Genomic DNA, 21,624 nt, shown 5'->3' with positions numbered 1-21,624 from the left:
GTTCAGTCCTGGTGTTCGCGGATCGTGGCCATGGCAAGGCGCACGATGGTGAAGATCATGCCGCACACGGCAAAGACGGTGAGCCAGTCAATGATCCGATGGGGATAGGTCGCCATGTCCGGCAAGGTGGCTGGCTCAAGCACCATGAGCGTCTTGAGTTTGCGCACCGTGTCCATGCGTGCCTGCTCCGCCGTGGTCAGCGCCATCTTGTGCTCATCATCGGCAAAGACGGCCAGAGCCATCAGGTTTTGGTACTGGCTGGTCAATGCTGTCAACTGGGATCCATCCACGGTCCCTGTCGCCCGCAGTCGCTCCACCTCGATCTGGGCCTTCGTGGCTTCCAATTGCCCACGGAGACTGCGGACCTGCAGGCTGTCCTCGCTGAGGTAGGCCTCCGCGGCTTTCAGATCGGCCTCCTGCTTCGCCTGCGTGGCCTGCAAAGAAGCCGTCAAGGTGCTGTTGGCGGTCGCTTGCGACAGGGGATCGAGCAGGCGGTGCTGGGTCTGGAAGGCCAGCAGGTCGGCACGGGCCTTGGCTTGCTTCTTGGCCGTGCGCTCCACCTCCCGCTCGGCGAAGACCAGCCGATCGCGCGCGATGCGGTGGGCATTCTCATTGAGCACGGTTTCGGTTTCTTCAACCACCGCCTGCGCGAGCTTCTGGGCGAAGGCGGGCTCGAAACCCTGGGCCTCGATCGTCAGCAGGCCCGAGGTGTCGTCCAGCGTGACCTTGACCCGATTGCGAAAGTAGTCGAGGAAGTCCTCGCGACGGGCATCGGCACTCAGGCGGTACAGCAGATCCAACCTCGGTGCGCTGTAGTGCGCACGCAGATTGAAGCGCTTGTCGAGCTTGAGCAGCAGATCGGAGGACTGGATGTAGTTCTGGACGAAAAAGGTGTCCACCAGCGACAGCGATGCACCGCCCGCCCCCCCCAGAAGAGACGCCACCGACGAACCGCCGACGGAAGCGGAGGACGAGGTGTCCCGGACACTGACGACTGCCACGCTCGCGTAGCGGTCGGCGGCCACCACCGCATAGAACACCGTGGCCAGTGCGACAGGGATCACGAACAGCGCCCAGGTGACGCGTGCGGGCGTGACGAATTTCAGGGAATTCAGGTTCATGGCCCTTCCACCTTGGCGGATTGTTGGCGTTTCTGCTGCATGTTCTGGTAGAGCCCCAGCCCTTCCTTGACATCGTTGTAGAGCGTGGCTTGCCCATCCTCGAGGATCACGACCACATCACAGAGGTTCTCGATGTCCTTGGGGTTGTGGGACACCAGGATGAGCTTGCCTTTGGAGACATGGGCCTGAAAGGCCGCCTGGGCCTTCTTACGGAAGATCGGATCGCCGGCCGCCATGCCCTCGTCGATGAGGTAGTAGTCGAATTCGAAGGCTAGACTGAGCCCGAAGGTCACCCGCCCGCGCATGCCCGAAGACAGCGTCTTCATGGGCAGGTCGAAGAACTTGCCAATCTCCGCGAACTCCTCGACAAAGCGCACCTTCTCGCGCGTCTCCTCGGGGGTTGTGCTGAACAGACGGCACACGAAGCGCACGTTGTCCCGGGAGGACAGCGAGCCCTGGAATCCTCCAGCCAACCCCACCTGCCAGGACATGCTCTTGTCCGTGCGGACATGGCCCCGGTTGGGCACCTCCACCCCGGCGATGATGCGCATCAGCGTGGACTTGCCTGCCCCATTGCGCCCCATCAGGCCGATGCTGGCCTCTTCCGGGAACTTGAAGTTCAGATCACGGAACACATAGTGACGCCCCATCGGCGTCGGGTAGTACTTGGTGAGATTGACCAGCTCCAGCACAGGATGCCCTCACTCGCCCGCGGCCAGTTCCTGGCGCCGGATCCGACAGATGCCCATGCCCAGGAAACACAGGGTCAGAGCCCACATGGCGGGGTACGCCAGATTGATGCCCTGGCCCGGGTGGTAGCCGGCGAGGTAGGCTTCGCGCCCGCATTCGACCAGATGCATCAGGGGATTGAGCAGAAGGACAGCGTTGATATCCGGCGTGGGTGCGTGAAAGGCGAACACCACGCCGGAGAGCATGTACAGCGGCATGGAAATCAGATTCACCAAGGTACCGAGGCGCGGCATGGGGCCGGACAGACCCGCCAGCAGAAGCCCCATGCCCACCCCGAAAAAGAAATAGATCGCCCACACAACGATGAGATAGAGCAGCCGGTCCGGCCAGGTATGAGGCAAGCCGAGGCGTGCCAGGATCAGCATCGAGATCGCGAAGATCACGATGTTGAGCACCAACTCCAGGATCGCACGGGAAATGAAGGCATCCATGGGCACCACCTGCCGGTAGTTGAACAAGCCCTGGTTGGCCTTGGCGGCCCCCATGAGCTGAGACCACAGCCCCGTGCAGAGCCGGAAGGGCATCAGCGCCACCATCAGGAACACAGCATAGGGATAGAGCCCCTCATGCAGGCGCCCGCGCAGGAAGGCGTTGAAGCCCACCAGCACCCCCACCTGGGCGATGGGGGTACCCAGCAACCAGACCACGCCGGTCCAGTGCGTGCCAAAGCGCGTCTTCAACTCCCGCATCAGCAGGGCAAAAATCACGGCACGCTGAATTTGCCAGGGGGTGCGTTTCTTCACGGGTGGTGCTTCGCAGAGGGGACATCACCCCGATGAACGCCGATGCGGCTGCCGGGACGCTGTCCGGCTGGGCGGGACTTTAACTCAGGCCCCTGGGCGGACCATCGACAGAATTGGCGTCGCATGGCACCGTCTCTCAGCGGTGGTCGCTTGCCATGCTGGAAGGCTGGGCGGCGGCGGCCGGATCATGGCGCCGACCTTGAATCAGGCGATGTGCAAGCGCCTCGGGTTGATCGGCCAGGTCCAGCGGAAGCACCAGATGTTCCGCACTGTGGGCACGGGTCCGGTCGGCCTGGGCGCCCAGATCGAACACCGCCACGCGGCGTCCACTGGCCAGGGCGGCCGTCAGGACATAACAGTAGGTTTCGGGCCAGATCGATGGAATCAGGATCAGATCGGGCTCAAAACCATCGATCTTCTGCACCAGTTCGTGGTCGAAGTAACGCCCTTGCAACTGCACGCCCAGCGCCGCCAGGCGGGCATCGTCCGAGGAATAGCCCAGCAGCCCCAGAGCCAGCGGCAGGTTCCGCCGGCTCGACACTTCGGCCAGCCCCGCCAGCACCTCAAAGCCCTTGACGTGGTTGATCGCGCCGATCACCAGCACCCGGGCTGGCCGGCCGGCCGGCACGTCGCGGTGCTTCATGGGACGGGTGGGGGGAAGTTCCTCATGTGGCAGGACTTCCACCTTGTCACACAGTCCCCAATGCGCCAGCCGGCGGGCCACATCGACCGAAGGTGCCACCACGCTGTGGGCAGCACCCAGAAGCGCCCTGGAGTGCTCCCGCCAGGCCCGGATCGGCCCCAGGGCCTGCAACTCGGCGTCCTCCGACAGACATCGCAAGCAATCGTCTTCGCTCGGTTGTCCGCAGAAACGCCCTTCCTGGTTCACCAGGTTCACCCGCGGACAAAGCAGGTAGTAGTCATGCACGGCCACCCGCAGGCGCAGTCCCAGTGCCTGAACCAGCCGGATCAGCAACTGGGCCGTCCCGGACGGGAAATCGATCAGGTGATGCACATGCACCTCGTCGATCCTCAGACGGCGCAGCGCTTCGCTCAACAGATCCACCGCATCCAGGGGCACCTGCGCCAGGTTGTGCAGACCGAACAGACCGGGATGCAGCAGCGCCAACGCGCCGCTCTGGGAGGCGGGACGCAGCTCGAACACCCCCCACCCCGCCGACATCAGGCGCTCGTTCTCCTCCAGCAGATGCCGCTCGGTGCCACCGCCGCGGTTGTGGCTGACCAGCAGGACATTGCGCGGCTCACTCTGCCGCACCAGCCGGGCCAGGTCCAGCCGAGCCCGCGCGGTCCAGGCCGGATCACGCGCGATGTAGCGGGCCACATCCGGCTGGTAGTTGGGGTGCAGGCGGGCCAGGGTCTTCATGGCGTCGCGGGTGCGCTGCAAGGCCTCCCCCTTGAAACTCACCGAGCCAACATGGCGCACATAGACGTCGCAGGCAATGGCATTGCGCCAGCCCTTGCGCAGCACGCGCTGGCACCAGTCGTTCTCCTCGCCGTAGCCCCGCCCGAAATGGCGCTCGTCGAGCCCTCCCACCTCGTCAATGGCCGCGCGACGCATGTACATGCAAAAGCCCACCCCGGTGGGGGCCTCGACATGCACGCCCCGGTTTGTCTCCCCGGCCAATCGGTCGATCTCGGCATGGGTGAGCTCCAGGCCGACCCGGTTGTCTGCCAGGGTCTCCGGATAGCTGCAGATCGTGGCATTGTTGGACAGCGGCGTGACGCTGGCCAGCCGGGGATGCTCCCGGGCGTGCACCAGCAAGCGGTCCAACCAATCGTTGTAGACCACCGTGTCGCTGTTGAGGATCACCACATCGCGCCCCTTGCACAGGCGCAGGCCATGGTTGACCGTCTTCACGAAACCCAGGTTGCTGCGATGCTGCTCCAGCACGAAGAGATCGCGCGCGGCCAGGCTGCGCAGCAAGGCATTGAGTTCCGGATCGGGGCCAGCATCGTTGATGACCACCACCCGGTGCGGCGTGCTCACCGGCGCCGTCAGGACGCTGTGCAGACAGGCCAGGGTCTCCTGCAGGCCGCCGTAGACAGGGATGAACACATCGACCTGGGGGGCTGTGGCCCAGGTCCGGGGCGAAACCTCCGTCCAGACCGCCGCCTCGCGCAGGTCCGGCCCGGCCGGCGCCGTCCGCGCAGTGGAACCCGGACGGGCGCGCGCATCGCCGGCGTGCAGCATCTGCGCCAGCTCGCCGGAGGCGAACACCGACAGCACACCGCCCTTGAGCATGCGCAGCTCCGGCCGCCCGTTCAGCAGACGCCGCATGTCCAGCCCAGGCAGTGGGCTGCGGCCCTCGCGCCAACCCCAGCGCTGGAAATGGACCAGGGCGTCGATGGCGCTGCGCCCCACGTCCGGATAGCTGCGCAGGTAGTACTCCGCGTCGAACCAGGGCGAGGGCGAGAAGCCTGCGAAATGCGCGCACAGCCCGAAGTGCAGCAGGCGGTTGACACCCTGGCGATCCGGCCAGTGGGTGTCGTAGTGGCGCACGTTCAGCAAAGGGCTGGGGGACAGGCCGGCCGCATCGCCCTGCTCGACATAGTGCCGCAGCGGCGTCATGCCGCCCAAGCTGGTCGCATCCACCTGGGACAGGTAGTGATCCCGGTCGAACAGCCCCAACAACCGGGTGAGCTCGACCTCGAAATCGAGCAGCACCCGCGGCCGCCCCATGGGACGGCCGACAGCCCGCGCCAGTCGAATGCTCTGCAGCATGACCTTGGCGTCGAAAGCCCGCTTCGGCACCTCGATCAAAGCCACTTCAACGCTTCTCCATCCCCGCGGAACCCGATCACACCCCGGACGGGTGCCCATCGCCGGTCATCCAGGCCCCGCAGCCTCCCGTGCAATGTACACGGCACGGTCACACGGAGCCTCCCTGCAAACGGTGCAACGGCAGCAAGGCCCCCGACGCGCACCACTCGGCCACCAGCGCCCGCTCCCGCTCCCAGGCATGGCGGCGACCCCGCCGATGCCAGGCCCCCAGCACATGGGACCCGCCCTCCTCCTCAGCGGGCTCGGCCACCCCGGTCATCCGCAACCGCCCCTCGCCCAGACCCAGGGACAGCAACCATGCCAGCACCAGCAGGCCGGCACTGGGCGGTGCCCCCAGGCGATCTACCAGGGCCTTCCAGATACCCAGCGGCACGGTCACCACCGGCACCCCCCTGGCCCGCAGGGCCTGCACGGACGGCCACGCCTCCATGGCCACCCACGGGTCGGCACCGCTGATCACCGCCCAGGCGATGTCCTGCTCCGGCACGTCCCGACAGTCGGGCGCCGCCACCCAGACATCCAGCCGATGCCCCAGGGCACGCGCCGCATCCTGACCAGGCGGGCGCCAGCGGTTGAAGCGCAACACCACCGCATGGGCGTCGATCTGCGGTCCCTCCGCCCGACTCAGCAAACTGCCGGCATTGCCCACCACGCACACCGGCCCCAGGGCCACCCGTGCGTGCAGCCAGGCCGCGAAGGCGGCCCGGGTCTCCCGCATCGCGGCCACCCCGGGGCCATGTGCACTCTCAAGCAGCGGGGCCAGCCGCGGCGATGTGCCGACTGCGGCAACCGCCTCCAGCGCACGACACCAGCGCCCGGGCAGCGGACGCCCATGGTCGCGCCAGCACTGTGCCAGGCGTTGCCCGCGCAGGCCATCCGGGCGATCGCGCCAGGCCAGCCAGCGCAGCCTCCGCAGCTGGTGTCCATAGCGGCCACGTCGGCGCAGCAGATCGGCCCAGAGCGTCAGCCCGACAGCCCGCCAGCCCATCAGGCGTGCTCCGCGCGGGGCCGCATGGCCTCGAGCCAGGCCAGGGCTTGATGGTCAATGTCGGCGTGGCGCAGGACACGTGAGCGCAGGCCGTGCGTGATGGCCCGGTAGACCGCAGGCTCGTCCAGCAGCCGGGTGATCCAGTGCCGCCAGTCCTCCGCCGACGTGGCCACGCAAGCACCGGTGTCGGTGAACCGCGCCGCATCCGGCAGCGGGGAGCAGACGGTCGGCTGGTTCCAGAAGGCCGCCTCGATGACCTTGAGTGCCGACTTGCAGGCGGTGAACGGGGTCGCCTCCAGGGGGGCCAGATGGATGCCTGGCCGTCGCGCCTCGGCGAGGTAGTCCGCAAACGGCAGCCGAGGCCGGTGCTGCACCTGCCCGGGCGGGGCATCCAGCACAAAGGACAAGGGCCCCACCAGCTCCAGCCGCAGCCCCGGACGCTTCCGCAGCAAGGCCGACAGCACCGGCGCCACCAACGCGAAGTCGCGGTCGTGGCTGTGCGTGCCCGGCAGGTAGCGCAGCACGGGCTCGGCGCAGGGAGCGACCTCAGGCTCAGCCTCGGTCCGCCAGCGCCGGTGCACCGCATTGGGCAGCCAGAAGATCCGGTCCGCGCCCCCCGGTCCGGGCTGCGCCGCCAGGGCCTGCGCCAGCGCCTGGGTGGAAACCGTGATGCGGTCGAACAGCCTCAGGGCCTGCTGATGGCGCCAGAAACGGCGCTGCAGGGCCCGCAAAGGCAGCTGCCCGTTGAGCACCGCCGGACTCTGGCCGGCCAATGCGGGGTCGAACACCAGGTCATCCACATCGGCCAGCAGCCGCACGCCCTGTCGGCGCAGGCGGCGTTGGGTCCACCAGAAGCGCCAGGACAACAGCGGGCGGTGGAACACGACGATGTCGGGCCGACGGCCCCAGCCCGGGCGGCTCAGGTGAGCCAACGTCACCTCATGCCCCTGCGCAGCCAGGGCCAGCGCGAGGTTCTCGCAGCGGTAGGTGAAGGAAGGATCTTCCCGAAACCGATCCGGGTTCTTGTTGCAGGCCAGAAAGGCAATGGCCAGCGGACGGGACACGGCAAACTCCGGGAAGGGCGTGGAACGCGATGCTGAATTCAGTGTAGCCGCAGGCCCCTCAAGCCCCCGAGATCACCCGGCGGTACTGCATGGCCTCCGCCACATCGGCAATGTCGACCCAGTCCCGGCCCGCCAGATCGGCAATGGTCCGGGCCACCCTGAGCACCCGGTGGATGCTGCGACCGGACCAGCCCAACTGCTGCGCCGCGTTCTGCAGGAACTGGCGGGCCGCCGGCACCAGCACCGCGTGCAGGTCCAGGGCGTCGCCCGCCAGGGTGGCATTGGGGCCGCCCTGGCGCGTCCGCTGCAGTTCCTGGACAGGCCGCACCCGCGCGACCACGGCAGCCGTGGATTCCCCCGCCGGGCCGCTGAGCAGTTCGTCCGGCCGGGTGGCGGGGACCTCCACCTGCATGTCGATGCGATCCAGCAGAGGCCCCGAGATGCGGGCCTGGTAGCGCGCCACCGTGTCCGGTGCACAGCGGCAGGCCCGCCCCGTCGCGGCCTGGGCGCCCAGCCAGCCGCACGGACAGGGGTTCATGGCCGCCACCAGCTGGAAACGCGCCGGGAACCGGGCTTGGCGGGCCGCACGCGAGATGGTGACGTGGCCGCTCTCCAACGGCTCGCGCAGGGCTTCCAGGGCCGACCGGGCGAATTCGGGCAATTCGTCCAGAAACAACACACCCCCGTGCGCCAGGGAAATCTCGCCCGGCCGCGGCGGACTGCCGCCCCCCACCAACGCCACCGAGCTCGCACTATGATGGGGCGAACGCACCGGCCGGGTGCGCCAATCGGTCGGATCCAGCCCCCCCGCCCCCAAGCCCTGCAGGGCGGCGCTTTCCAGGGCCTCTTCGTCCGACATCGGCGGGAGCAAGCCCGGCAGTCGCTGCGCCAGCATCGACTTGCCCGAGCCCGGCGGACCGATCAGCAGCAGGCTGTGCCCACCCGCCGCCGCAATCTCCAGCGCCCGGCGGGCGGCGGCCTGCCCCCGAACTTCGGCGAGATCAGGCCCCACCCGGGATTGAACTGGGGCCGTGGGCTGCGCCAAAGGCAAGGACTCCCCCTGGGGCAGCAGGGACTGCACCACCTCGCCCAGATGGGTCGCCGAGCGCACCTCCAGCCCAGGCACCCGCGCCGCCAGCACCGCACTGTCCGCGGGCAGCACCAGCCCGCGGTTCACCCCGGCCTGGCGGGCCCCCAGGGCCAGCGCCACCGCCCCCGTGACCGGGCGCAGCGCCCCCGCCAGCGACAGTTCTCCGGCAAACTCCCACCCCGTCAGCCGCTGGGGGTCGATGATGCCCTGGGCGGCCAGAATCCCCAGCGCCATGGGCAGGTCAAAGCGCGCCGACTCCTTGGGCAGATCGGCCGGCGCCAGGTTCACCGTGATCCTCCGGTTGTGCGGAAACTCGAAACCGCTCTGGGCCAGCGCTGCGCGCACCCGCTCCCGGGCCTCCTTGACCTCGGTATCCGCCAGCCCCACCAGCGTGAAGCTGGGCAGGCCGTTGGCCAGATGCACCTCCACCATCACGGGCGGGGCCTGGACCCCGTCCAGCGCCCGACTGGCCACCACCGCATACGACATCGAACTCCTCCGTCACGCCGGAAACAAGCTCCGCGGCCTGCCCGAACACAGGCCACAGGTGTAGCCCAGCCTTGGGCGCACGGCCATCCTTGGCTTGACGACGTCGATGAACCAATTTGGTGCGATCAATTTCGATCCTGACACTGCGCACCAAGAGCGAACCCCGGGCAGGTGCATGGACCGATGGCAACGAGGCAAGGTGGCATGAAAGCTGCAACATGCCTTGCGATTCCGTTCCAACCCACTGTTCAGCCGGGAACGGTCCAACCGGAGCCACTGCATGAAGTCCTGTTGCATCGCACACGCCACGCCCGCTGTGGCCGACCTTCTTCCCGGCCACGTCCACAAGACGTTCTGACACCCCGCATCACGGCCAGCACGCCCGTTGGCCTCAACCCTCCAGGAGCACAGAATGAAAATGGTGACAGCCATCGTCAAGCCCTTCAAGCTTGATGAAGTGCGGGAAGCCTTGAGCACCATCGGCGTGCAAGGCATCACCGTGACTGAAGTCAAGGGCTTTGGCCGTCAAAAGGGCCACACCGAGCTCTACCGCGGCGCCGAGTACGTCGTGGACTTCCTCCCCAAGGTCAAGATCGAGGCCGCCGTCGATGACGCGCTGGTCGACCGTGTGATCGAGGCCATCGAATCCTCCGCCCGCACCGGCAAGATCGGCGACGGCAAGATTTTCGTGTCCCCTCTCGAGCAAGTCGTCCGCATCCGCACCGGCGAGACCGGCAAGGACGCCCTCTGACGCCGCCCCACCCAGACAAAGAGACTCACACATCATGATGAGAAAGCTTGTTGCTTCCCTCGCCCTGGGCCTCGCGGTCCTGGGCTTCGCGGGAACCGCGATCGCGCAGGACGCCGCCTCGGCACCGGTGGCTGCGGCCTCGGTTGACGCCTCGGCGCCCGCCGCCGCCCCGGCCGCTGCCGCCTCTGAAGCCGCTCCGGCCGCTTCTGAGGCTGCCGCCCCGGCGCCCGTGCCGAACAAGGGCGACACCGCCTGGATGATGGTTTCCACCCTGCTGGTCATCATGATGACCGTGCCGGGCCTGGCGCTGTTCTACGGCGGCCTGGTGCGCAGCAAGAACATGCTGTCGGTGCTGATGCAGGTGATGGTCACCTTCTCGCTGATCGTCGTGCTGTGGGCCGTCTACGGCTACAGCCTGGCCTTCACCGAGGGCAATGCCTTCATCGGTGGCTTCGACCGCCTGTTCATGAAGGGCATCTGGGACAACGTCGCCGGCACCTTCGCCAACGGCGCCACCTTCAGCAAGGGTGTCTACATCCCTGAAATCGTGTTCGCGGCCTTCCAGGCGACCTTCGCCGGCATCACCTGCGCCCTGATCGTCGGCTCCTTCGCCGAACGCATGAAGTTCTCCGCCGTGCTGCTGTTCATGGCCCTGTGGTTCACCTTCAGCTACGCGCCGATCGCCCACATGGTCTGGTTCTGGATGGGCCCGGATGCCTACTCCGGCAAGGAAGTGGTCGATGCGATGAACGCCAAGGCCGGTTACATCTGGCAGATGGGCGCCCTGGACTTCGCCGGCGGTACCGTGGTGCACATCAACGCCGCCGTGGCGGGCCTGGTGGGCGCCATCATGGTCGGCAAGCGCATCGGCTACGGCAAGGAATCGATGGCGCCGCACAGCCTGACGCTGACGATGGTCGGTTCCGCCCTGCTGTGGGTGGGCTGGTTCGGTTTCAACGCCGGCTCCGCCCTGGAAGCCAACGGCTTTGCCGCCCTGGCCTTCATGAACACCTTCGTGGCCACCGCCGCCGCCGTGCTGTCCTGGTCGCTGGGTGAAGCCCTGCACAAGGGCAAGGCCTCGATGCTGGGCGCCGCCTCCGGTGCTGTCGCCGGTCTGGTGGCCATCACCCCGGCGGCCGGCAACGTCGGCATCGGTGGTGCACTGATCATCGGTCTGCTGGCGGGCTTCATCTGCCTGTGGGGCGTGACCGGCCTGAAGAAGATCATCGGCGCGGACGACACCCTGGACGTCTTCGGCGTGCACGGTGTGGGCGGCATCCTGGGTGCCCTGCTGACCGGCGTGTTCAACTCGCCGGCCCTGGGCGGCCCCAGCGCCGTGGGCGACTGGGTCACGGCCACGACCGTCACCCCGGACGCCTACAGCATCGCCAGCCAGGTGCTGATCCAGGCCAAGGCCGTGGGCATCACCATCGTCTGGTCGGGTGTGGTCTCGGTGATCGCCTACAAGATCGTCGACCTGGTCATCGGCCTGCGCGTACCGGAAGAGGAAGAGCGCGAAGGTCTGGACATCACCTCCCACGGCGAAGCCGCCTACAACAAGTGATACCCCGGGGGCTGCGGCCCCCGATCCCGGATCAAGATTCAGTTTCGGAGCGAGTTGGGGACTGCCTGCGGGCAGTCCTTTTTTTTGCCTGGTGGCCGGGGCACTTGCAATGCAGCCGGGCATCCCCATCTGCCAGAATTCCGTCTCCACTCTGGCAGTCGCTCTATGGTTCCCCACCTCGTCACCGCCCTGACCGGCCCCATCAACGAGCTCGAACAGCGGATCCTGGAGTCCATGCCGGCCATCGAGCGCTGGTTCCGGCTCGAATGGATGGAGCACACGCCGCCGTTCTACACCTCGGTGGACATCCGCAACGCCGGCTACAAGCTCGCGCCGGTGGACACCAACCTGTTCCCGGGCGGCTTCAACAACCTCACGCCCGAGATGCTGCCGCTGGCGGTGCAGGCGGCGATGGCGGCCATCGAGAAGATCTGCCCCGAGGCCAAGAACCTGCTGCTGATCCCCGAGAAGCACACCCGCAACATGTTCTATCTGATGAACGTGCAGCGGCTGATCGAGATCTTTGGCCTGGCCGGCCTGAACGTGCGCCTGGGCACCCTCGACGAGTCCATCACCGAGCCCACCCGGCTGCAGCTGCCCGATGGCAGCGAACTGACGCTGGAGCCGCTGCTGCGCACCCCGCGCCGCTTGGGTCTGAAGGACTTCGACCCCTGCACCATCCTGCTGAACAACGACCTGTCGGGTGGCATCCCGGACGTGCTGAAGAACCTGCACGAGCAGTACCTGCTGCCCCCGCTGCACGCAGGCTGGGCGGTGCGGCGCAAGAGCCAGCACTTCGACAGCTACGAGGAGGTGGCCAAGAAGTTCGCCAAGCTGCTGGGCATGGACCCCTGGCTGATCAACCCCATGTCGGCCCATGTGGGCGAGGTGGACTGGCAGGAAGGCAGCGGCCTGGACCGCGTGCAGACCCAGGTTGATGCGCTGCTGACCAAGATCCGGCGCAAGCACAAGGAATACGGCATCAACGAGAAGCCCTTTGTCGTCGTGAAGGCCGACAACGGCACCTACGGCATGGGCATCATGACCGTGCGTGATGCGAAGGAGTTGGAGGAGGTCAGCCGCCGCACCCGCAACAAGATGGGCGTGGTCAAGGACGGCCAGACCGTCTCTGATCTGATCATCCAGGAAGGCGTGCCCACCTACGAGCGGGTCAACGAAGCTGTGGCCGAGCCGGTGGTCTACATGATCGACCGCTATGTGGTGGGCGGTTTCTACCGGGTCCATGCGGACCGCGGCATCGACGAGAACCTCAACGCCCCGGGCGCGAGCTTCGTGCCCCTGGCCTTCTCGGAAAGCCACCACCTGCCCAAGCCCGGCATGCGCCCGGGGGCCAGCGCGCCCAACCGCTTCTACATGTACGGCGTGATCGGCCGCCTGGCGATGCTGGCGGCCAGCTACGAGCTGGAAGCCACCGACCCGGACGCCGAAGTCTACGAGTGAGGCGGGGGCGGGGCTGGCGCGACCTCGCCTGCCAGACGCGCCAGCAGGCGCTCGGGCAGATCCGCCTCGGACAGTGGAACGATCCAGCGGGTCAGGCCCAGCGCCCTCAGGCGCCTGGCTTGCGCCCCCAGATCGAACACCGAAACCGGGCGGCCTGCGCGCAAGGCGGCGCTGAGCACATAGCAATAGGTTTCCGGCCAGATGGACGGGATGAGGATCAGGTCCGGAGCCTCCGCCGCGATCAAGCCCTGCAGCTCCGCATCGTCGTAGCGGCCGAGCACCCGCACGCCCTCCGCCCGCAAGGCGGCATCGTCGCTGGAATGTCCCAGCAGGGTGAAGCGCATGTCCCGTCCCTGCAACCTGGCCGCCCGGGCCAGCTGCCGCAGCACCTCCAGGCCCTTGATCTGGCTGAGCGCGCCGATCACCAGCACGTGGCGCACGGGGCCTGACGGCGCTGCGACGAGAGAGGGCTGGAAATCCTGCTCGTGGGGCACGGCCTCCACGCGCAACCCCGGAAGATGGCGCTCCAGCCGCTGCACCACGTCCAGATCTGGTGCCACCACCTGCCGCGCCGCCCTCAGCAGGCGGGCGTGGCGCTGCCGCCAGGCTTGGATCGGACCGCTGGTGGCCAGCAGGCCATCAGCGGCCAGGCAGCGGTCGCAGCCCGCCTCGTCGGGCTCGGCGCAGTAGCGTCCGTCGGAGCCCACCAGGTTGATCCGGGGACAGATCAGGTGGTAGTCGTGCACGGTGACCTCGAGCGGCACGCCCCGGGCGGCACACAGGCCGGGCAGGACCTCGGCCAGGGCCGCGGGCAGGTCGGCCAGATGGTGCACCTGTACGCCCTGCAAAGGCAGGGCCGCCATGGCTTGCGCCAGGTCGGGCGCATCGTCCCCGCCGCGGACCAGGGGCAGGACCTCGAGGTTGGGATAGTCACCCAGCTCTGGTGCTCGCAGGGTCACACATCCGGGGGCAACCGAGGGCCGCAGCCAGAGCACCTGCAGACCGCGGGCACGCAGCCCGGCCGCCACATCCTCTTCATGGCGCGCCGTGCCGCCGCCCCGGTCGTGGCTGACCATCAGCACCAGACCGGCCTCACCCAGGTCGGCACGCAGCCGGGCCAGATCCAGGGTCACGCGGGCGGCCTGCAGCGGATCGCCCTCAATCCAGGCATCGATCTGCTGCTGGTAGTCCGGGAAGCGCTCAAGCAGCAGCGTCAGAGCCGCCCGGGAGCGGCTGTCGGCCTCGGCCTTGAAGGAGACCGAGCCCTGGTGCAGCACATACACATCCGTGGCCGCCACGTGGATCCAGCCCGCGGCCACAGCCCGGCGACACCAGTCGTTCTCCTCGCCATAGCCGCGGCCATAGCGCCCCGCATCGAACAGGCCGATCTGGTCCAGGCAGGCCCGCCGCAGGTACATGCAAAAGCCCATGGCAGTCGGCACCTCGACGCGCCGCCCGGCATTGCAGCGCGCCGCCAGCGCGTCCAGGGCGTCGCCCTGCAAGGCCACGCCATCCTGATTGTTGAACTGCGTGCGGGGATAGCTGAAGATCGTCGCGTTGTTCGACAGCGGGGTCACCGAGGCGATGCGGGGATCCTGCTCGGCGTGGCGACGCAAGCGGTCCAGCCAGTCGCCATGCACCCGGGCGTCGGCATTGAGCAGCAGCACATCCCGCCCAGGATGCAGGGCCATGCCCTTGTTGACGCTGCGCACGAACCCGAGGTTCTGTTCGTTCACGAGCAACTCGATCAGGCCCAGACCGGCCAACTGGGCCAGTATGGCGCTCAGGGCGGGCTCCGGGCTGGCGTCGTCGACCACCACCACCGCCACATCCGTCCGCCCCGGGGCGCTGAGCACCGACCACAGACAGCGCAGGCTCTCCTGGGCCCCGGCATAGATGGGGATCACGACATCCAGGGTGATCGCGCGACGGGGGTCCGGCACGGGCAGCGCCTGCCAGGGCGCCAGGTCCAGGTGGTCCCATCCGTCCAGGGTGGTCGGCACCATCCAGGGCAGACGCCCCTGTTCCGGCAGGGGCGCATCGGCGGGCAGACCATCCAGCAGGTAGCGCAGCACCGGGTGCGCCCGCAGGGGATTGACCTCTCGCGCCAGGCGCTGCGCCAGGGGTTGGCCCTGAAGCGAATTCGCCACGAAGCCGTCCCGCGGCAGGCGTCCGGCCCGCCAACCCCGATGGACGAAATGACGCAAGGGATCGCGCCCACTGCGCCGCACATCTCTGTAACGGCGAAGATAGGCGCCGCCGTCGAACCAGGCCGAAGTGCTCAGGGCCTCGAACCGCCCCTTCAGACCATAGTGCAACAGCCGGTTGATCCCCGGATGCCGCCGCCCGGGCAACTGCCCCGTGTAGTGACGGGGATCCAGCAGAGCATGGGGCACCAGCGAGCGTGCATCCCCCTGGATCACGTAGTGGGCCAGCGCCGAGAGGCCCGGACGCAGCGACTCCGGCACCTGCAGGTCGTACAGCGCAGCATCGAACAGGCCCAAGGCCTGGGTGAGCGCAATCTCCGTGCGCAGGGCCAACGCCGTCCGTCGGGACGACCGCTGCAGCCACTGCAGCCAGACCAGGGCCAGCCAGGCACGCCAACGTCGCTGCACCCAACGGCCCAGCCACCCTTGCGGGGCCTGCTCGGGCAGGATCGAAAGTGGTGGTGACTTGGCATCGCCGGTCATTTGGGCCAGCCAGGAGGACACCCCCGCCAGCGCCGCCAATTGCCCAGCCCTCCGCTGCCGGCCCCCCCCAAGGGTGTGCCAAAGACCTGCATGCAAGATGTGCTCCAGCGCCAAGAGGCCCTGACGGGTCCGCTCGCCGGCATCGGCCAACCCTGCGGCGGCATCGAAGCCCGCCACCAAGTCCAGCCGATCCAGCGCCACGGGCTCGCCCCAGGGCTTTCCGTCCACCGTGAGCTGACACACCAGAGGGTTTTCCGGCGCCACGCCCAGCCACAAGACACCCGGCAGTTCGAGCTCGAAGCCGATCCCTTCCTCGGGCCAGTCCAGAGCACGGCACACATCCTGGCGAGACAGGCGCCGCACCGGACACGGCAAGGGCTTCCCCTGGCATTGCAGGCCCAGCACGTGGCGCGCCGTCGGGACATCCGCCAGCCAACCGACCAGGCAGAGTCCCCGCAGCCCCTCATGCTGCCCGATCGGCGGAAATGACGCAGCCGGGGAACGCCATGTGAGCCCGCACTTCGAAATGGCAGCGCGATGAGCCTGAAAGCGGGCCTGCCAATCAGCCCGTGTCCGCGCGTCAGCCTCCAGCAGACGCCGCGCCAGCCAGCGGTGCAGCGAGGTGGGATCCAACACCCAGGCCAGACCGGGATGCCGCAGCCCATTCACCCAAAACTCCAGCTCTCCCCGCGTGGCAAACCAGCGCGCCCAGATTTCCGGAGGCAGGTCACACACCCAACCCAGCGCCACGCCCTGCACGCCCGTAGACTCGCAGACGTCGTGGCGCCAGGTGCGGCGCCACTGGGCCTGCAGCGGCTGACCGTCCAGGCGCAAGGACAGAACCTCCTGGCCCGGATGCCGAGAATCCAGCGCCCACCCCTGGGCGCCCGGACCATCGATCAGTTCGACATGGAAGCGGACAGGGCGGGCGGCGGCTGAAGACATCGCGGTAGAAGACAGCATGGGCCGGCAGGCCGCACAGGGCGCTGCACAGCGCGGATTGTGCCGTGGCGCGCACGCCCCGCCGGACGCGTTCCGCTGGACAGACCCGCCCGGGGCAAGCGCACAATAAGGGTTTCTCCAACGAGCAAGCTCCTTTGAGTTCTCATACCCCTGCCCCTCGGACACCGGCAGCCCTGGCCACCCTGACACTGGCGGCACTCGGCGTGGTCTACGGAGACATCGGTACCAGCCCGCTCTACGCGCTGAAAGAGGTGTTCCATGCGGGCCATGTGCCGGCCTCGGACGAGAACATCCTGGGCGTGCTCAGCCTCATCTTCTGGACGATGACCATCATCGTCTCGCTGAAGTACGTGCTGCTGATCCTGCGGGCCGACAACAACGGCGAAGGCGGCCTGATCGCCATGCTGGCGCTGGCCACCACCGCCGTGAAGGAGCGCCCGCTGCTGCGCCGCATCCTGATGGTCGTGGGCCTGTTCGGCACGGCCATCTTCTATGGCGACGGCGTCATCACCCCGGCGGTCTCGGTGCTCTCGGCCGTCGAGGGCCTGGAAGTGGCCGCCCCCGCCCTGCACAGCCTGGTGATCCCCATCACCCTGGTGGTGCTGACCGGCCTGTTCGCGGTGCAGCGCTTCGGCACCGGCGGCATCGGCAAGTTCTTCGGGCCGATCACGCTGATCTGGTTCTTCGCTCTGATTGCCCTGGGCCTGCCGCACATCCTCGAGAACCCCGCCGTGCTGGTGGCGCTCAACCCGCTCTATGCCATCGGCTTCTTCGTACAGCAGCCCCTGGTGGCCTTCATCGCCCTGGGCGCGGTGGTGCTGTGCGTGACCGGCGGCGAGGCCCTGTATGCCGACATGGGCCACTTCGGCCGCCTGCCCATCCGCATCGCCTGGTACGGCCTGGTGATGCCGGCCCTGGTGGTCAACTACTTCGGCCAGGGCGCGGTGCTGCTGGGCAACCCCGAGGCCATCGACAACCCCTTCTTCCTGATGGCGCCGCACTGGGCCCGCCTGCCGCTGGTCTTCCTGTCCACGGCGGCCACGGTGATCGCCTCGCAGGCCCTGATCTCGGCCGCCTTCTCGGTCACCAAGCAGGCCATCCAGCTGGGCATCCTGCCGCGCATGACCATCCGCCACACCTCGGTCAAGGACACCGGCCAGATCTACGTGCCCTTCGTGAACTGGGGCCTGTACGTCTTCATCGTGCTGGCGGTGGCGCTGTTCAAGTCCTCGTCCAACCTGGCCTCGGCCTACGGCATCGCGGTGACGCTGGACATGACCATCACCACGGTGATGACCTTCTACGTCATTCGCTACGGCTGGGGCTACCCGCTGGCCCTGTGCCTGCTGGCCACCGGCTTCTTCTTCACCATCGACATCACCTTCTTCTTCTCGAACCTGCTCAAGCTGATCGCTGGCGGCTGGTTCCCGCTGGTCATCGGCTCCGGCATGTTCATGCTGATGCTGACCTGGAAGCAGGGGCGGCAGATCATGCGCGAGCAGGTGCGCAACGACGCCATCCGGCTTGAAGGCTTCCTGGATGCGGTCTTCATCAACCCGCCCACCCGGGTCCCCGGCACCGCGGTGTTCCTGGTCTCCGAAGAAGATCTGGTGCCCAACGCGTTGATGCACAACCTCAAGCACAACAAGGTGCTGCACGAGCACAACCTGTTCGTGACCGTGCGCCACCACGAGGTGCCCTGGATCGGCTTCGACAAGCGCCTCTCCCTGCATTCGCTGGGCCACGACTGCTGGCAGGTGACGGTGAGCTTCGGCTTCAAGAACGACCCGGACCTGCCCGAAGCAATCAAGCTGCTGAAGGACCGGGGCGTGCCGCTGGACGACATGGACACCAGCTACTTCCTCTCGCGCGAGACGGTGGTGCCCACCCGCGGCGCGGGCATGGCGATGTGGCGCGAAAAGCTGTTCGCCAGCATGCACCGCAACGCCACCGACATGGCCGACTTCCTGAACCTGCCCACCAACCGCATCGTCGAGCTGGGTGCCAAGGTCGAGATCTGACCCTCTTCTCTCCCCTGCCCTGATGCGCGCGTTCTGGAAAGATGTCTCGCTGTCGGCCGTCGTGGCCGGCTTTGTCGCGGTGCTGGTGGGCTTCACCAGCTCCATCGCCATCATCTTCGCGGCGGCCCAGGCCGTGGGGGCTGACACGGCCCAGACAGCCTCCTGGATCTGGGCCCTGGGCCTGGGCACCGGCCTGACCAGCCTGGGTCTGTCGCTGTGGACGCGCCAGCCGGTGCTGACGGCCTGGTCCACCCCCGGTGCAGCCTTGATCGCGGCCAGCCAGGGCATCGCGCTGCCCGAGGCCGTGGGCGCCTTCATCGTCTGCGCGGTGCTGATCCTGCTGGTCAGCGTCACCGGCTGGTTCGAGAAGCTGATGGACCGCATCCCGATGGCGATTGCCGCCGCCCTGCTGGCCGGGGTGCTCACCCGCTTTGCGCTGGATGCCACCCTGGCCGCCCGCAGCCAGCCGCTGCTGATCGTGGGCATGGCCGCGGCCTTCCTGGCCGGACGCCGCTGGTGGCCGCGCTACGCCGTGCCCGGGGTGCTGCTGGCCGGCATTGTGCTGGCCGCAGCCCAGGGGCTGCTGCACCTCGGTGGAATCTCCTGGGGCCTGGCGCAGCCGGTCTGGGTCACACCGCAGTTCACCCTTCACGCCCTGGTGGGCCTGGGCTTGCCGCTTTTCGTCGTGACCATGGCCTCGCAGAATCTGCCCGGCGTGGCGGCCCAGCGGGCGGCGGGCTACCAGATTCCCGTCTCCCCCACCGTGGGCACCACCGGCCTGGCCTCGCTGGCGCTGGCCCCCTTCGGCGGTTTCGCCTTCAACCTGGCGGCCATCACCGCAGCCATCTGCATGGGCCGGGAGGCCCACGAACACCCCGAGCGGCGCTACACCGCATCGGCGGCCGCGGGTGTGTTCTACATCGCTGTCGGCCTCGCAGGCGGCGCCGTGGCGGGCCTGCTGGGGGCCTTCCCGAAGGAACTGGTGATCGGCATCGCCGGCCTGGCCCTCTTGGGCACCATCGGTGGCGGCCTGGCCAGCGCGCTGCAGCAGGAGCGCCACCGCGACGCGGCGCTGCTGACCTATGTGGTCACGTTGTCGGGGCTGTCGATCGCCGGCATCGGCTCGGCCTTCTGGGGGGTGCTGGCCGGGGCGCTGGCCCTGCTGACCAGCCAGCGCCGCCACTGAGGCCGACCGGACTCAGTACGACCCGCTGCCGCTGTCCGTGGCCCCATTGTTGACCCGCAACGCGCCGTTCTGCACGGTCACATGGGTCCCCACCGGCACGCTCTGGGCCTGGGTCACCGTCTGGCGGCTGCCATCTTCCATGCGCACGACGATCTTGTAATCCATCGTCGAGCGCACATCCCGCTCGATCTGGTGCCCCACCAGTGCACCACCGATGGCGCCGATGATGCGGGAGTTCTTGCCGAACTGGTTGCCCACCACCCCGCCGACGACACCACCCGCCACCGCGCCCATGCCGGTGCCGTGGCCCTTGTGCTTTTCTTCCTGCACGGATTCCACCACGCCACAGTTGGTGCACACCGCCTTGACCGGGGCCGGGGGGGGCGTCTGTGCCGTGGTGACGGGCACCGAGGCCGCCGGAGTCTCGGCCACCGCCGTCGGGGCCTTGGTCACGGGCTTGTGCAACGGCTTGTGGACCGGCGCAGGCGCCGTCACCGGAGAGGCCGCCTGGGCCACCACCGGCGCCGAGGCCACCGCAGCGATGGACGGGGGTGCGCTGGCCGGCAGGGCCATCACCGCGGAGGCCACCGGCTCGGGCTGTGGCAGCACCGCGGGGGTGGACACCTTTTGCCAGACCAGGGCCCCTGCAGCGGCGGCAAACACCCCTGCGGCCAGCCCTGCCCCCACCAGCAAAGCCGGGGAAGTGCGACGGGCCGGCGCCATACCGGGCACCGGGTTGGAGGAAGAGGCAAGCGGATCGTTCATGACGTGTCCTGTGAAATGGATCGGATCGCGGTGAAGATGTAACGCCGGTCCCGGCCTTTGCGCTGACCGGAGGCACCTCAACACGTGAACAAACGTGACACCCTGGTTGCGGCACGGCCCGCAGCTTCAGGGCACACTGGCGCTTTCTGACCGTCGCCCCGCGCCATGAAACTCCTGTTCGTTGCCGACCCCCTGTCCACCTTCAAGACGCACAAGGACTCGACCTTCGCGATGATGCGCGAAGCCGCCCGGCGCGGCCACAGCCTGCACCACTGCGGGCCCGAGGACCTGTCCTGGGTCACCGGCGGGAAAGTCAGCGCCCACATTCAGGCCCTCGCCCTGACCGGCCGCTCGGGGGCCGGTGTGAAGGACTGGTACACCGTGGCGGGCGAGGGCAGCGAAGCCCTGGCGGCCTTCGACGCGGTCATCATGCGCAAGGACCCGCCCTTCGACAGCGAGTATTTCTACGCCACCCACCTGCTCGGCCGGGCCGAAGCCGAAGGCGCGCGGGTCTTCAACTCGCCCCAGGCGCTGCGCGACCACCCGGAAAAGCTCGCCATCCTCGAGTTCCCGCAGTTCACCTCGCCCACCCTGGTCACCCGCAGCGCGGCGGCCATCCGCGCCTTCCACGCCGAGCACCACGACATCATCCTCAAGCCGCTGGACGGCATGGGCGGCATGGGCATCTTCCGCGTGCGCGAGGACGGCCTGAACCTGGGCAGCATTATCGAAACCCTCAACCGCGACGGCGCGCAGACGGTGATGGTGCAGCGCTACGTGCCCGAGATCGTGCACGGCGACAAGCGCGTGCTGGTCATCGGTGGCCAGCCGGTGCCCTTCTGCCTGGCCCGCATCCCGCAGGGCAGCGAGATCCGCGGCAACCTGGCGGCCGGCGGCAAGGGCGTGGCCCAGCCCCTGTCCGACAGCGACCGGGCCATCGCCGAGGCCCTGGGCCCGGTGCTGGCCGCGCGTGGTCTGCTGCTGGTGGGCCTGGACGTGATCGGCGACCGCCTCACCGAGATCAACGTCACCAGCCCGACCTGCTTCCAGGAGATCACCGACCAGACCGGCTTCGACGTGGCGGCCTGCTTCGTCGACGCGCTGGAGGCCGCCGTGGCCGCGCGCTGACATGAAATCGGCGCGGCCCGCAGGCAGCCGGCGCAGAAGGAGCGCAG

General features: G+C 68.1%; 15 protein-coding genes. 6 read left to right on the top strand and 9 right to left on the bottom strand.

Features of this window, described 5'->3' with window-relative positions; translation table 11 throughout:
- Positions 1-2: 2 nt before the first annotated feature.
- The 7 genes from M0L44_RS19795 to M0L44_RS19765 all read right to left on the bottom strand — a co-directional run bounded on the left by M0L44_RS19795 (position 3) and on the right by M0L44_RS19765 (position 9,048).
- Complete coding sequence (locus M0L44_RS19795) at positions 3-1,121, bottom strand: KpsE/RkpR family capsule polysaccharide export protein (protein WP_252771909.1); 1,119 nt, start codon at positions 1,119-1,121, stop codon at positions 3-5.
- Positions 1,118-1,813 (bottom strand): ABC transporter ATP-binding protein, encoded by a 696-nt coding sequence (locus M0L44_RS19790; protein ID WP_252771908.1) that lies wholly within the window; start codon positions 1,811-1,813, stop codon positions 1,118-1,120. Before M0L44_RS19790 ends, M0L44_RS19795 begins: the two co-directional genes overlap by 4 nt.
- A 9-nt stretch (positions 1,814-1,822) precedes the next feature.
- Positions 1,823-2,614: an ABC transporter permease gene (locus tag M0L44_RS19785; RefSeq protein WP_252771907.1), complete on the bottom strand. Its 792-nt coding sequence runs from the start codon at positions 2,612-2,614 to the stop codon at positions 1,823-1,825.
- Positions 2,615-2,750: 136 nt separating this feature from the next.
- A complete protein-coding gene (locus tag M0L44_RS19780; protein WP_252771906.1) occupies positions 2,751-5,402 on the bottom strand; it encodes a glycosyltransferase in 2,652 nt (883 codons plus the stop codon).
- A gap of 103 nt (positions 5,403-5,505) precedes the next feature.
- Positions 5,506-6,405: a glycosyltransferase family 29 protein gene (locus M0L44_RS19775; protein ID WP_252771905.1), complete on the bottom strand. Its 900-nt coding sequence runs from the start codon at positions 6,403-6,405 to the stop codon at positions 5,506-5,508.
- Positions 6,405-7,469: a glycosyltransferase family protein gene (locus M0L44_RS22235; protein WP_252771904.1), complete on the bottom strand. Its 1,065-nt coding sequence runs from the start codon at positions 7,467-7,469 to the stop codon at positions 6,405-6,407. The genes M0L44_RS19775 and M0L44_RS22235 overlap by 1 nt, the downstream gene beginning before the upstream one ends.
- 58 nt (positions 7,470-7,527) lie before the next feature.
- The gene (locus M0L44_RS19765; RefSeq protein ID WP_252771903.1) at positions 7,528-9,048 is read right to left on the bottom strand and encodes a YifB family Mg chelatase-like AAA ATPase; all 1,521 of its coding nucleotides are present in this window, start codon (positions 9,046-9,048) and stop codon (positions 7,528-7,530) included.
- A gap of 412 nt (positions 9,049-9,460) precedes the next feature.
- On the opposite strand from M0L44_RS19765, the gene M0L44_RS19760 reads away from it, so the two are divergent.
- The 3 genes from M0L44_RS19760 (at position 9,461) to gshA (ending at position 12,824) form a co-directional block, all read left to right on the top strand.
- Positions 9,461-9,799, top strand: coding sequence for a P-II family nitrogen regulator (locus tag M0L44_RS19760; protein WP_022979924.1), 339 nt, complete (start codon positions 9,461-9,463; stop codon positions 9,797-9,799).
- A gap of 37 nt (positions 9,800-9,836) precedes the next feature.
- Positions 9,837-11,363, top strand: coding sequence for an ammonium transporter (locus M0L44_RS19755; protein ID WP_252771926.1), 1,527 nt, complete (start codon positions 9,837-9,839; stop codon positions 11,361-11,363).
- 165 nt (positions 11,364-11,528) lie between these two features.
- Positions 11,529-12,824 (top strand): glutamate--cysteine ligase, encoded by a 1,296-nt coding sequence (gene gshA, locus M0L44_RS19750; protein WP_252771902.1) that lies wholly within the window; start codon positions 11,529-11,531, stop codon positions 12,822-12,824.
- Here gshA and M0L44_RS19745 read toward each other — a convergent pair.
- The gene (locus tag M0L44_RS19745; protein ID WP_252771901.1) at positions 12,815-16,477 is read right to left on the bottom strand and encodes a glycosyltransferase; all 3,663 of its coding nucleotides are present in this window, start codon (positions 16,475-16,477) and stop codon (positions 12,815-12,817) included. The two genes, gshA and M0L44_RS19745, sit on opposite strands and share 10 nt — an antisense overlap.
- A 134-nt stretch (positions 16,478-16,611) precedes the next feature.
- Here M0L44_RS19745 and M0L44_RS19740 point away from each other — a divergent pair, with 134 nt between their 5' ends.
- Both M0L44_RS19740 and M0L44_RS19735 read left to right on the top strand, forming a co-directional pair.
- Positions 16,612-18,498: a potassium transporter Kup gene (locus M0L44_RS19740; RefSeq protein WP_252771900.1), complete on the top strand. Its 1,887-nt coding sequence runs from the start codon at positions 16,612-16,614 to the stop codon at positions 18,496-18,498.
- A gap of 22 nt (positions 18,499-18,520) precedes the next feature.
- On the top strand, positions 18,521-19,684 hold the full coding sequence (locus tag M0L44_RS19735) for a benzoate/H(+) symporter BenE family transporter (RefSeq protein ID WP_252771899.1): 1,164 nt from the start codon (positions 18,521-18,523) through the stop codon (positions 19,682-19,684).
- A gap of 12 nt (positions 19,685-19,696) precedes the next feature.
- Here M0L44_RS19735 and M0L44_RS19730 read toward each other — a convergent pair whose 3' ends face one another.
- A complete protein-coding gene (locus M0L44_RS19730; RefSeq protein ID WP_252771898.1) occupies positions 19,697-20,449 on the bottom strand; it encodes a glycine zipper 2TM domain-containing protein in 753 nt (250 codons plus the stop codon).
- A 165-nt stretch (positions 20,450-20,614) separates the two neighbouring features.
- On the opposite strand from M0L44_RS19730, the gene gshB reads away from it, so the two are divergent.
- Positions 20,615-21,577, top strand: a complete 963-nt coding sequence (gene gshB, locus M0L44_RS19725) for a glutathione synthase (protein WP_252771897.1) — start codon at positions 20,615-20,617, stop codon at positions 21,575-21,577.
- The last annotated feature ends 47 nt before the right edge of the window (positions 21,578-21,624 follow it).

The organism is Ideonella oryzae (assembly GCF_024055665.1).
Lineage (GTDB): Bacteria > Pseudomonadota > Gammaproteobacteria > Burkholderiales > Burkholderiaceae_C > Ideonella > Ideonella oryzae.
The sequence above is the reverse complement of the archived record's forward strand: the minus strand, read 5'-3'. Positions and strand labels throughout refer to the sequence as shown.

Coding starts and splice junctions, on each gene's coding strand:
- M0L44_RS19795 (WP_252771909.1), bottom strand. CDS start 1,121: ATGAACCTGAATTCCCTGAAATTCGTCACGCCCGCACGCGTCACCTGG.
- M0L44_RS19775 (WP_252771905.1), bottom strand. CDS start 6,405: ATGGGCTGGCGGGCTGTCGGGCTGACGCTCTGGGCCGATCTGCTGCGC.
- M0L44_RS19765 (WP_252771903.1), bottom strand. CDS start 9,048: ATGTCGTATGCGGTGGTGGCCAGTCGGGCGCTGGACGGGGTCCAGGCC.
- M0L44_RS19760 (WP_022979924.1), top strand. CDS start 9,461: ATGAAAATGGTGACAGCCATCGTCAAGCCCTTCAAGCTTGATGAAGTG.
- M0L44_RS19755 (WP_252771926.1), top strand. CDS start 9,837: ATGAGAAAGCTTGTTGCTTCCCTCGCCCTGGGCCTCGCGGTCCTGGGC.
- gshA (WP_252771902.1), top strand. CDS start 11,529: ATGGTTCCCCACCTCGTCACCGCCCTGACCGGCCCCATCAACGAGCTC.
- M0L44_RS19745 (WP_252771901.1), bottom strand. CDS start 16,477: ATGCTGTCTTCTACCGCGATGTCTTCAGCCGCCGCCCGCCCTGTCCGC.
- M0L44_RS19735 (WP_252771899.1), top strand. CDS start 18,521: ATGCGCGCGTTCTGGAAAGATGTCTCGCTGTCGGCCGTCGTGGCCGGC.
- M0L44_RS19730 (WP_252771898.1), bottom strand. CDS start 20,449: ATGAACGATCCGCTTGCCTCTTCCTCCAACCCGGTGCCCGGTATGGCG.
- gshB (WP_252771897.1), top strand. CDS start 20,615: ATGAAACTCCTGTTCGTTGCCGACCCCCTGTCCACCTTCAAGACGCAC.